The sequence below is a fragment of the Salinispora oceanensis genome (assembly GCF_000383575.1).
GTDB lineage: Bacteria > Actinomycetota > Actinomycetes > Mycobacteriales > Micromonosporaceae > Micromonospora > Micromonospora oceanensis.
The window spans coordinates 699656-711158 of sequence record NZ_KB911579.1 but is presented as its reverse complement, the minus strand read 5'-3'; the positions used below and the strand labels follow the sequence as shown (position 1 = coordinate 711158).

The window sequence follows — 11503 nt, the reverse complement described above, 5'->3', positions numbered from 1 at the left end:
GGCTGCGTTTGCTGGCGAACCCACCGTGGGCCTGTCCCGCTGCGCCCAGAAGGAGTCCGGCGAGTTCAGCGCCGACGAGGACGAGATCGTCGACGCTGCCGCCCAACTCCATCGCTGTACGTGTTGGCCACGGTGTCCGATCCCCGGAACCCGCGTGGCCTGCTAGCCATCGGCTGGGCTGCTCACGGTCGCGGTCTGCGTGGTGGTGGCCGGTGCCTGAGTTGCTTGTGGATACGGCGAGCGAGGCTGTCCGGTCTGATTGACGGGCAGCGCCGCCGGGTGGACTGCCTCTTCGTCTGGTTGCCCTGCCTTGAGGGCGGTGAACGGGACCACACATGATACGGCGATCGCGAGAAGGAGACGAGCATTACCAGTGAGGGCTTCGGTCGGCAGCGCCGCCCCGAGCGATGTCACGGGCAGGACCATGACGGCCGTCACCAGCGCGAACCAGGCATAACTTGCTCGCCGCCCGCCAACCGTGAGTAGACCGGCGAGGACCAGCCATATCTGATGGTGGGTCCAGGAGACCGGTGAAAAGACCAGACCGGCGGCACCGATGATTACCACGGCAGCGAACGGGTCTCCACCGCGGTAGGCCCGCGACCCCCGGACCAGTGCCACCGCCACCACGGCCAAGCCGATGACGGCAGCCAGTGCGGTACGCCAGGTGTCCGGCACATCCATCCGGAGCAGTGCCCCGTTCAGGGACTGGTTACCGCTGGTGGCGATGTTGCCGACGCGATCGAAATTCCAAAGCTCGGTAAACCAGTACCGGACCGATTCGCCCGGCAGGACCAGCCAAGCTAGCGCGGTACAACCGGCGAAGGCTGCCATGGCATTGATTGCGGTCCGCCGCTGCCCGGAGACCCACCAATACACCACAAAGATCATAGGAGTGAGCTTTATCGCCGCCGCGAAGCCGGTGAGCGCGCCCCGGTAGCGTGCCGGCACCACCCCCAGGCAGTCCACCAGCACCAAAGCCACCAGTGCCACACTGAGCTGCCCGAAGCGGAGGTTGCTCGATATTGGTGCGGAACCGAAGAGCAGCAGGGCCACGACAGGCACGCGCAGTGCCGGCCGGACCGGGCGCAACCCGTTTGAGTGCCGGACGAGCAGCGCCAGGCCGATTACCACCCCGAGGGTCACTGCGGTCCAGAGGATCCGTAGCGGGTCCTCCGCGATCAGTGCCAGGGGCGCGAACAGCAGGCCTGCAAACGGTGGGTAGGTGAAGGGAGCGTCGTTCCAGGCGGCGAAGTCGTAGAGGCTGCCACCGTCCAAAAGGATCTGTACGGAACCCCAGTAGACGTGGAGGTCGGCTAGGCGATCCCGGACCGGACGATTCAGCGCTCCGGTCACCTGCAGCGCCACGACAGCAGTAACGGCAGTCCACAGCCCGATTTTCCCCAGCTGAATGCCCCGTCTACCCTGTAACCGCACTCATCCTCCTGCAGCCTGGTGCTGGGCAGTAACCGGTATGCGCATCAACAGTACGGTGCTGCGTATGAACTCCAATGACCGGGTCTGTCAAGATTTGTAGCGCGACTACCACTGTGGGTGGTAGGGCGATGATCAGGCCGAGCATGGTGCTGGTGGCGATGCGGGTTGGACGTACCACTGCTCGGGCTGGGCCAACAGGCCGTCGTAGGCAACCGCGGGCCGCGGGCCGCGGGACAGAGGGGCGAAGCCGGGTGGCCCGCTCCCTGGGCCTCCTGCCCGAGCTGGCGCCTGGTCGCTGCCGCGCCGCCGGGCCAGCCAAGGGCGAGGCGTCACCGAGCACCTACGTTGAGTACCACGTAGGCGAGGGCGAAGGTGAAGAGGGCTCCTTGCGGACGTGCATCTGCTGGACGTGCCGGGCCGTGGCTACGACGTGTTGGGTTCGGGTGGTGATTGGCCGCGGGTGCTCCGTGGCGCTGCCGTCGTCATTCGGGGCGTCGAGAGCCGCCCCAGCCGCTCGGTATGTCAGGTTTAAAGGCGTAATAGCGTAAAAGTTGTGATTTGCGCTGAGTGCGGGCTCTGACATCGGAGGGCGGGCGACCGGGCTGGCGTGCTCGGCTGACCATGCGAATATGGGCGGCGTGACCGCCGCCAGCCTCCCCCCGATTCTGCTCGTCCTCGGTGACGAGGAACTTCTCGCTACTCGAGCGGTCACCGAGGCGGTCGCCCAGAGTCGGAGTGTGGATCCGGAGGTGGACGTCCGCGAATATCAAGCCGGCTCCCTAACTGTCGGTGAGATCGCGGAGATGCTTAGTCCGTCGCTCTTCGGCGGACGGCGGCTGCTGATCCTGCGGTCCGGCCAGGACGCGCGTAAGGATCTGGCGGCGGCCCTGCTCGCCTACGCGAAGAACCCCGACCCCGAGGTGCAGCTGGTCGTGCTCCACCTCGGTGCGGCCAAGGGCAAGGCGTTCGCGGACGGACTGAAGGCGGCCGGCGCGACCGTTGTTCCGGCTGCCCGACTGAAGGGGCACCGGGAGCGGGTGGCGTTCGTCCGCGACGAGTTCCGGCGGGCCGGTGGTCGGTGTACCGACTCCGCCGCCGAGGCGCTCATCGCGGCGGTCGGTAATGACCTGCGCGAGCTCGCCGCCGCCTGCTCGCAGTTGCTGGCCGACACCGACGGGAAGATCAGCCCGGAGACGGTGGCCCGGTACTACCGGGGGCGGGTCGAGGTGTCTGGCTTCACCGTCGCCGATGCGACGATGGTGGGCGACGTGCCGGCTGCGTTGGAGGCCCTGCGTTGGGCGCTGCACGTCGGTGTTGACCCGGTGCCCATTGCTGATGCGCTCGCCGACGGCGTCCGTACCGTGGCCCGGGTCGCCTCCGCCGGGCGGGGGAGCCCCTACCAACTGGCCAGCACTCTCGGCATGCCGGCCTGGAAGATTGAGCGGGCGCAGCGGCAGAGCCGCGGTTGGACGCCGGAAGGGCTGGTGCAGGCCATGCGGGCCGCGGCCGAGTGCAACGCGGCCGTGAAGGGGGGCTCGGACGACCGGGCGTACGCGCTGGAGCGGGCCGTCTTCTCGGTGGCAGCGGCGCGGCAGGGCGGCGGCCGGTGACCGGACCGAGGTCCTGGGCCACCCTGGTGGCGGAGGAGGAGCGCTACCGGCCGTTGTACGCCCGCCTCCTGGGGCTGCGGTTCGTCAACCCCGGTGGGGTGCTCTGCTTCGTCTTCTTCGAGGGGGCTGTCGCGCTGGCGGCGCTACTGGCGCTCGCTGAACTGGTCAGCTGGTGGTCTGTGCTGGTGCTGCCGGCGATGGTTGCGGTGATGGTGAAAATCAACGACGTGGTGGCGGCGCGGGTCGTCCGCTCCGCGGCGCTCGTGCCCGACCAGGAGCGGGACCGCTTTCGCCACCAGATGGAGCCGGTAGTCGGCACCGCGCGGGTTGGCTGGATCTGGCACAGCGTGCCCGGCGTCGTCGTAAGGTCCGCTCCCGGGCGTCCCGGGGAACTGGCTTCGGCCGCAGCGCGGGAGTTGCCCCCGACCGGAGCGCCCCAAGCCGAGCGCTGACCTCGGCGGCGCGACCGCTGCCGAAGTCAGCATCTGAAGCCCTGCGGCGGGCAGCACAAAACCCCGGACCGGATCGGGCCGGGGTTTCGTCCTAACCTGGTGTGGCCGGGTCAGGCGGAGAACGACGCCACGCGCTTGGCGATAGCCGACTTGCGGTTCGCGGCCTGGTTGGCGTGGATGACGCCCTTGCTGGCCGCCTTGTCCAGCTTGCGAGCGGCATCGCGCATGAGAACCGTCGCCTTATCCACGTCGCCGGTCTCGGCGGCCTCGTGGAACTTGCGGATCGCGGTCTTCAGCGACGACTTGACCGACTTGTTACGCAGCCGGCGCTTCTCGTTCTGCCGGTTGCGCTTGATCTGGGACTTGATGTTCGCCACGCGACAGCCTCGTCTGATAGCTCGGGTTGGTCTGCATCCGCGCGGCGAGCATGCGTCATCGTCGCGCGAAGTGCCAGGCTATCAGGTGGCTCGGGCAGCGCCAAAAGCCGCCTCCCAACCACCAACGCTCCCGGTGCGGGGCGGCGGAGCTTTCCATCCGGCGGGGCTCAGCTCCAGCCCTGGCGACGGGCGAGCCAGTCGAGCGCGTACTCGCCGCTGCGGCGCTGGTGGGCCGCGAGCTGCTCGGTCGCGGTCTCCGGAACCGTGGCCGCGGTGGTGAGGAAGTAGCCGGCCAGCGCCGCCAGCGTGACATCCAGGGCATCCGGCGGGGCATCGGCGGCAGTCGGGTGGGCCGCGAAGGCGGCGTCCAGCCAATCGGTGGTCAGGGCTGGTGCGGCTCCGACGGCGGACTCCGGGAAGGGAGAGACGGACTCCGGGAAGGGGGAGGTCGCGGGCTCGGTCGGGGAGCTTGCGCCGCCGGTCCCGGCCAGCGCCGCGACGGTGACCTCCTGCTGCTCCACGGCCTGCCCCCCGAGGAGGAGCGTGACCAGGTCGAACCAGGCCGGACCGCGGCAGAGCCAGGTCCAGTCACAGAACCACACCTGCCCGTGCGCGGTGAGTAGCACGTTGTCCGGCCGCAGGTCACCGTGGATCAATCCGGACGCCGGGGCGAGGTACCCCGGGAGTCGGGACTCGAGCCCGACCAGTTCGGGCAGCCGCTGCTCGAGCCCGGCCGGCAGTGGCGGAACGGGCTCCCGGCCTGCTGCCACGTCACCCCAGCGGAGGATGTCGGCTTGGGCCAGCTCGGCCAGGTGCGGCGGGTTGAGCGCGGCGAGGTCGCTGGGCGGTGGGTCCAGGGCGGCGGCGACCTCCGCGTACGCGGTCAGGGTGCTGGTCAGCTCCGACGGCTCCCACGGCTGTCCGGGTGGATAGCCGTCAACCACGTCGAGGGCGACGGCGAACCAGCCGGACTCCGCCAGCGTCCAGCGGGTTCGGGGTGCCGGCAGCCCGGGTGGGAGCCGGTCCAGGACCGTGGCCTCTTGCCAGTACCAGTTGGCCAGGTGGGAGTCGCGGGGCGCGGCCTTGACGAAAACCCGGCCATCGTCGGCGGCGGAGAGCACTCCGGCGAAGCCTCGGGTGAAGCCGTCGGTCGCGATGCGGGTGGCGACCACGGGGGCGCCGAGGCGGTCGGCGAGGGCTGCCCGCAGACCCACTGGCAGGTCGGACCAGCCGGGCCGGCGGGTGGTCACGGGGCGCGGGGGTGAACTCGGCATCTTTCCAGTGTCGTACGGATTTGCCAGCCCACCGGGCAAAGCAGGCAACGTGTCGACGTAGGAACGGCCGATGCCGTCGGCCCGCCGTGGCCAGCGGGTTCGGGATGGTGGTTGGACGTCTCTGCCCGGCGGTTCGGGAAGGTGGTTGGACGTCCGTGCCCGGCGGGTTCTGGAAGACTGGCGGGCCATGCGGACCGACGACTTCTGGCAGCTGATTGACGAGGCCCGGACCGGGGGCGGGGGAGCGCCGGACGCGGTCGCCGTTCGGGCCGTGGCCCTGCTCGCGGCGCGGGAGCCGGAGGAGATCCTCGGATACACGCGCCATCAGGCCCGGGTGCTGGCCGCCTCGCATCAGGTGGACCTCTGGGGTGCGGCGTACCTGATCAACGGAGGGATCTCCGACGACGGCTTCCACGACTTCCGCGGCTGGCTGATGACCCAGGGGCGCGAGGTGTTCGCGCGTGCCGTCGCCGAGCCGGACTCGCTGGCCGATCTGTCGCCGGTGCGGAGCGCATCGTTGTCGGGTGAGGAGTTCGCCTGCGCCCGAATGTTGGCTGTGCCGTGGGAGGCGTACCGGAAGGCGACCGCGGCCGAGCTGCCGGCGGACCGGGACCCAGTTCCGGTGCCGGACCTGAATGACTTCTGGGATTTCGACGACGCGGATGAGGCTCGCCGCCGGCTCCCGAAGCTCGCCGCCCTCTTCGTCGAGCCACCAGGCGAATAATCGGATTCGTCCAGTTACTAGTGATCCGCTGGCTGTCGGGCGAGCAGCCCGGCCTGCCGCTGAGGAGGCCCGGTTCGTCGGCGGGGCGTGCTCGGGTTTGCCCGCGCAGCGGACCCGCGAGCGTGGCGTGGGAGCATAGAGGGGGCCGGTGCCGCGCCGGCCCGCTCAACGTCAGTCGACCAGAACGGACCGCTGTGCCACCGACGCTCGATTCCGGCGCGAACACTCCTGGTGCCACCGAACCGGCGCGTATCCGGAACTTCTGCATCATCGCCCACATCGATCATGGGAAGTCGACCCTGGCCGACCGGATGCTGCAGCTCACCGGGGTGGTCGACCCCCGGCAGATGCGGGCGCAATACCTCGATCGGATGGACATCGAGCGGGAGCGCGGGATCACCATCAAGAGTCAGGCCGTCCGGATGCCGTGGGCGATTCGGGAGGGGGAGCGGGCCGGCGAGAGCGCCGTGCTCAACATGATCGACACCCCCGGGCACGTTGACTTCAGCTACGAGGTCTCCCGCTCCCTGGCGGCCTGCGAGGGCGCGATCCTGTTGGTCGACGCCGCCCAGGGCATCGAGGCGCAGACCCTGGCCAACCTCTACCTGGCGCTCGAGAACGATCTGCACATCATTCCGGTGCTCAACAAGATCGACCTGCCGGCGGCGCAGCCGGAGAAGTACGCCGAGGAGCTGGCCCACCTGATCGGCGGCGATCCGGCGGACTGCATCCGGGTCTCCGGCAAGACCGGCGACGGCGTGCCGCACCTGCTCGACGAGATCGTCCGGCAGTTCACCCCGCCGGTCGGTGTGGCGGAGTCGTCGGCCCGAGCAATGATCTTCGACTCGGTGTACGACGTATACCGGGGCGTGGTCACCTACGTCCGGGTGGTTGACGGGCAGATCAACGCCCGGGACCGGATCAAGATGATGTCCACCGGTGCGGTCCACGAACTGCTGGAGATCGGGGTGATCTCCCCGGAGATGGTCAAGGCGGACGCCCTCGGTGTCGGCGAGGTCGGATATCTGATCACCGGCGTGAAGGATGTCCGGCAGTCCCGGGTCGGTGACACCGTCACCATCAACGCGCGGCCGGCGGACGAGCCGCTCGGCGGGTACAAGGACCCGAAGCCGATGGTCTACTCCGGCCTCTACCCGATCGACGGGTCGGACTACCCGAACCTGCGGGACGCGTTGGACAAGCTCAAGCTCAATGACGCGGCCCTGACCTACGAGCCGGAGACCTCCGGTGCGCTCGGTTTCGGCTTTCGCTGCGGCTTCCTCGGCCTGCTGCACCTCGAGATCATCCGGGAGCGGCTGGAGCGGGAGTTCAACCTCGACCTGATCTCCACCGCGCCGAACGTGGTCTACCGGGCCATCAACGAGGACGGCGAGGAGGTCGTGGTCACCAACCCGAGCGAGTACCCGACCGGCAAGATCGCCGAAGTGTATGAGCCGGTGGTGCGCGCCACGGTGTTGACCCCGAACGACTTCGTCGGCGCGGTCATGGAGCTCTGCCAGGGCCGCCGGGGCACGCTGCTCGGCATGGACTACCTCTCCGCCGACCGGGTGGAGCTGCGCTACACGCTGCCGTTGGCGGAGATTATTTTCGACTTCTTCGACCAGCTCAAGAGCCGCACCAAGGGGTACGCGTCGTTGGACTACGAGCCCTCCGGCGAGCAGGCCTCCGACCTGGTCAAGGTGGACATCCTGCTGCACGGCGAGCCGGTCGACGCGTTCAGCGCGATCGTGCACAAGGACAAGGCGTACGCCTACGGCACCACCATCGCCGCGAAGCTGCGCTCCCTGATCCCCCGCCAGCAGTTCGAGGTGCCGATCCAGGCGGCGATCGGCAGTCGCGTGATCGCCCGGGAGACGATCCGCGCGATCCGCAAGGACGTCCTGGCGAAGTGCTACGGCGGTGACATCAGCCGGAAGCGCAAGTTGCTGGAGAAGCAGAAGGAGGGCAAGAAGCGGATGAAGATGGTGGGCCGGGTCGAGGTGCCGCAGGAGGCATTCATCGCCGCGCTCTCCTCGGACTCCGGGGGCGGCGGCAAGACGTCCGGTAAGAAGTGAGTACGGCTGCCGCGGCGGAGCGGGCACCCCGCGTCTGGCCATAGGCGGGCGGTTTGAGGCTTCTCAGGTCGGGAACGGTGCACACCGCCGCCGGTCACACCGGACTCGCCCTTCCCGGCAGAGGAGAACGACCGTGGACGTCTCCGGCATCCTCACCACGCTGCTCGTCGGTCTTATCGTCGGGGCGCTGGGTCGGCTGGTCGTGCCGGGTCGGCAGGACATGCCGGGCTGGCTGCACCTGTTGATCGGTGTCGGTGCCGCGCTGCTCGGGGCGATCGTCGCTCGCTCCGTCGGCTTCGCCGAAGCCGACGGATTCGATTGGCGTCAGCTGCTGCTCCAGGTTGTCTTCGCCGCCATCGCGGTGGCCGTGGTGGCGCGCGTGGGCTGGCACGGTGGCAGCGCCCGCCGGTGATCCGGCTCCTCAGGGGGCGTCGAGGACCTCGGCGATCACTCGGGTGGGGCTCTGCTTGCCGGCTATCGGGGTCCAGACCCCCTCCTCCGCGGTCCACCGCAGCCCTTGGAAGTGCACTAGCTGGACCCCGTTGTCCTGGGCGTGTGACACCAACCAGTGCGCGTACCGCCAGCCGCCCTGCTCGTCGTCCACGGTCACGGTCAGCTGGGTCGGGCCGGCCGCCGCGGCCTCGGGGGCGAGCCCCCAGTCCAGGGCGAGCCCCTGGGCCAGCGCCGCGGTCGCCGCGGCCCCTCGGTGCTGCGGATCGTCGTTGACGGCGCAGGCCACCGCTCCGCTGGCCTGACCGAGCAGGGCCCGGCTCAGCACCTCCGACTCGTCGGCCCACTTCTGGTATGCCTCCGGGAAGGCCGAGCGCTGTACCGTCTGGGCGGCGTCGGTCACCCGCATCTCTTCCCAGTCGCGCACCTTCGCCAGCGCGGCGTAGAAGGTGTTCGTCGCGTACCGCGGGTCCCGGATCTCGGCTGGCGAGCCCCAGCCCTGGCTGGGCCGTTGCTGGAACAGGCCCACCGAGTCCCGGTCGCCGCCGGCCAGGTTGCGCAGCCCCGACTCCTGGTACGCGGTCGCCAGCGCCACCACCACCGCCCGTTCCGGCATGCCGCGTTGCGCCCCGATGGCCGCGATCGTCGCCGCGTTGGCCATCTGGCCGGCATCCAGCTCGACCTGGCCGTCTGCCTGCACAGTGCAGCTCCGCCCGGCGAACGGGAGCCGAAGTCCATCCGCGATATGCCGGAAGGTGACGAAGAGCCCGACCATGGCGACGAGCGCCAGAACGATGCCAGTCGCCACGACTGCCCGAATCCGCACCTGCACCCCCTGATTCGACGAGTCCGACAAGCGTAAGCCCCGTGTCCCGGTGAGCCGCCGGGCAGCCGGGGCGGCGCTGCCCGGGCGTTCGGTCGGTCGGCTGCCGGTCGGTCGAGGCGGCGGTGGGCGTCACCGACTTCCCGTGCCGAGCCGCCCAGAAACCCGGGCCTACCGCCGTGCCGGTCCGGCCAGAAAAGCCCGTTACTCGCCCGGTACCCAGCTCGCCGGCCGCTTCTCCCGGAATGCCGAGACGCCCTCCAGCCCCTCCGCGGAGAGAAAGTAGTTGGTGGAGAGGGCGGCCAGGTCGGCGAGTTCGCCCCGCAGATCGGTCGCGGCGGGGCGGCGGAGCAGCTGTTTGGCCCCGGCCAGTGCGCCGGGTGCGCCCCGGACCAGCGAATCGCAGTAGCGGGCGACCACGGCGTCCAACTCCGCCAGCGGCACCGCCGTGGTGACCAAACCGACTTCGGCGGCCCGCTGCCCGTCGAAGGTATCCCCGGTCAGGTAGAGCTCGGCCGCGGCGCGGGGCCGCAGTCGGGGCAGCACCGTCGCCGAGATCACCGCCGGGATCACCCCGATTCGGACCTCGGTGAAGGCGAACGTCGCCTCCCGGGCGCAGATCGCCAGATCGGCCGCGGCGATCAGGCCCAGCCCGCCGGCTCGTGCCGGCCCGGCCACCCGCGCCACCACCGGCTTCGGGCATTCCACTACGGCCGCGAGCACGTCACCGAGCATCCCGGCCGGCACCGTGCCGCTGGCGTACGCGGCGGCGGTCTCCTTCAGGTCGGCACCGGAGCAGAAGACTGGCCCGGAGTGGTCCAGCACGACCGCGCGTACGGTGTCGTCGGCGACCGCCGCGGCGAGTCCGTCGAGCAGCTGGGTCATCAGCGGGGTGGAGAGCGCGTTGCGGTTGTGTGGGCTGTTCAGGGTGAGGGTGGTCACCCCGCCGGCCGTGGCGGCCCGCACCAGCGCGTCGGGAGAGGTCATGCGGGCACACTAGTGGCCATGCCCGGTGTCCTACCAGAAGGCGAGCGCATCCCGGTGGATGGATCGCTGCCCACAACCGCCCTGACCTCGGTGGGAACGCGGGGGTTCGGCGTGTACGTCCACGTCCCCTTCTGCGCCAGTCGGTGCGGGTACTGCGACTTCAACACCTACACGTCCGCCGAGTTGGGGGGTGGCGCCAGCCGGGAGGAGTACGCCGACACCGTACTCGCCGAACTCGCGCTGGCCGCCCGGGTGCTGCGCGAGAACCCTCCGCCCCGGGTCGACACGGTCTTCGTCGGCGGTGGCACCCCTACTCTGCTGCCCGCCGCGGACCTCGCCCGGATCCTCGACGCCATCGACCGCACCTGGGGGCTGGCCGCCGACGCGGAGATCACCACGGAGGCCAACCCGGAGTCGGTCACGCCGCGATCCCTGGCCGCGCTGCGGGCCGCCGGCTACACGAGGATCTCGCTGGGCATGCAGTCCGCGTCGCCCGGAGTGCTCGCGATCCTGGACCGGCGGCACAGCGCCGGCCGCGCCGTCGCCGCCGCCCGGGAGGCCCGGGAGGCCGGGTTCGACCACGTCAACCTGGACCTGATCTACGGGACGCCGGGGGAAAGCTCGGCCGACTTCGCCGCCTCGCTCGACGAGGTGGTCGCCGCGGGGGTGGACCACGTCAGCGCGTACTCCCTGATCGTGGAGGAGGGGACCCGGCTCGCGGCCCAGGTGCGGCGGGGCGAGTTGGCACAGCCCTCCGACGACGTCGCCGCGGACCGTTACCTGGCCGCGGAGGCGGCCCTCGACGCCGCCGGGTTCTCCTGGTACGAGGTCTCCAACTGGGCGCGGACCCCGGCCGCCCGGTGCCGGCACAACCTCTTGTACTGGACCGGCGGCGACTGGTGGGGCCTCGGCCCGGGGGCGCACAGCCACGTCGGTGGGGTGCGCTGGTGGAACGTCAAACACCCCACGGCGTACGCACAGCGGCTCGCGGCGGGGGCGTCGCCGGGCCTGGCCCGGGAGGTGCTGACCGCCGACGAGGCGCACCTGGAGGACGTCATGCTGCGGCTCCGGCTCGCCGCGGGCCTGCCGCTGGACGTGTTGGATCCCGCCGGTCGCGCCGGTGCCGATCGGGCGCGGGCGGCCGGTCTGCTGGCCGAGGCGGCGTACGGCGACGGTCGGGCGGTGTTGACCCTGCGCGGTCGGCTGCTCGCGGACGCGGTGGTGCGGGACCTGCTCGGTTGATCGGCGCCGGCGTGGACCGCGACGGCGATGGGACCGGGCAGCAGCGGAGCCG

The 11503-nt window shown here is 70.4% G+C and carries 11 protein-coding genes; 6 read left to right on the top strand and 5 right to left on the bottom strand.

Going from position 1 to position 11503, the window contains the following annotated elements; genetic code table 11:
- Positions 1–162 precede the first annotated feature (162 nt).
- Positions 163–1368 (bottom strand): glycosyltransferase 87 family protein, encoded by a 1206-nt coding sequence (locus tag SALPAC4_RS0103035; RefSeq protein ID WP_019869121.1) that lies wholly within the window; start codon positions 1366–1368, stop codon positions 163–165.
- A 698-nt stretch (positions 1369–2066) separates the two neighbouring features.
- Between SALPAC4_RS0103035 and holA the strand changes: the two genes are divergently transcribed.
- Both holA and SALPAC4_RS0103025 read left to right on the top strand, forming a co-directional pair.
- A complete protein-coding gene (gene holA / locus SALPAC4_RS0103030; protein ID WP_019869120.1) occupies positions 2067–3047 on the top strand; it encodes a DNA polymerase III subunit delta in 981 nt (326 codons plus the stop codon).
- On the top strand, positions 3044–3499 hold the full coding sequence (locus SALPAC4_RS0103025; RefSeq protein WP_019869119.1) for a hypothetical protein: 456 nt from the start codon (positions 3044–3046) through the stop codon (positions 3497–3499). Before holA ends, SALPAC4_RS0103025 begins: the two co-directional genes overlap by 4 nt.
- 110 nt (positions 3500–3609) lie before the next feature.
- Here the strand turns inward: SALPAC4_RS0103025 and rpsT are convergent, their stop codons facing one another.
- Both rpsT and SALPAC4_RS0103015 read right to left on the bottom strand, forming a co-directional pair.
- Positions 3610–3876 carry a 30S ribosomal protein S20 gene (rpsT, locus tag SALPAC4_RS0103020; protein ID WP_018733261.1) on the bottom strand — a complete coding sequence of 89 codons (267 nt, stop codon included), beginning with the start codon at positions 3874–3876 and terminating at the stop codon, positions 3610–3612.
- A gap of 167 nt (positions 3877–4043) precedes the next feature.
- Entirely contained in the window at positions 4044–5126 is a 1083-nt protein-coding gene (locus tag SALPAC4_RS0103015) for a phosphotransferase family protein (protein WP_019869118.1), read from the bottom strand.
- A gap of 211 nt (positions 5127–5337) precedes the next feature.
- Here SALPAC4_RS0103015 and SALPAC4_RS0103010 point away from each other — a divergent pair, with 211 nt between their 5' ends.
- The 3 genes from SALPAC4_RS0103010 (at position 5338) to SALPAC4_RS0103000 (ending at position 8361) form a co-directional block, all read left to right on the top strand.
- Positions 5338–5874 carry a DUF4240 domain-containing protein gene (locus SALPAC4_RS0103010; RefSeq protein ID WP_019869117.1) on the top strand — a complete coding sequence of 179 codons (537 nt, stop codon included), beginning with the start codon at positions 5338–5340 and terminating at the stop codon, positions 5872–5874.
- 194 nt (positions 5875–6068) lie between these two features.
- Positions 6069–7949 (top strand): translation elongation factor 4, encoded by a 1881-nt coding sequence (gene lepA, locus SALPAC4_RS0103005; RefSeq protein WP_018738861.1) that lies wholly within the window; start codon positions 6069–6071, stop codon positions 7947–7949.
- A gap of 133 nt (positions 7950–8082) precedes the next feature.
- Positions 8083–8361: a GlsB/YeaQ/YmgE family stress response membrane protein gene (locus SALPAC4_RS0103000; protein ID WP_019869116.1), complete on the top strand. Its 279-nt coding sequence runs from the start codon at positions 8083–8085 to the stop codon at positions 8359–8361.
- Positions 8362–8370: 9 nt separating this feature from the next.
- Here SALPAC4_RS0103000 and SALPAC4_RS0102995 read toward each other — a convergent pair whose 3' ends face one another.
- Positions 8371–9231, bottom strand: coding sequence for a hypothetical protein (locus tag SALPAC4_RS0102995; RefSeq protein WP_019869115.1), 861 nt, complete (start codon positions 9229–9231; stop codon positions 8371–8373).
- Positions 9232–9426: 195 nt separating this feature from the next.
- A complete protein-coding gene (locus SALPAC4_RS0102990; RefSeq protein ID WP_019869114.1) occupies positions 9427–10209 on the bottom strand; it encodes an enoyl-CoA hydratase-related protein in 783 nt (260 codons plus the stop codon).
- 18 nt (positions 10210–10227) lie between these two features.
- On the opposite strand from SALPAC4_RS0102990, the gene hemW reads away from it, so the two are divergent.
- Positions 10228–11451, top strand: coding sequence for a radical SAM family heme chaperone HemW (hemW, locus tag SALPAC4_RS0102985; protein WP_033664539.1), 1224 nt, complete (start codon positions 10228–10230; stop codon positions 11449–11451).
- The last annotated feature ends 52 nt before the right edge of the window (positions 11452–11503 follow it).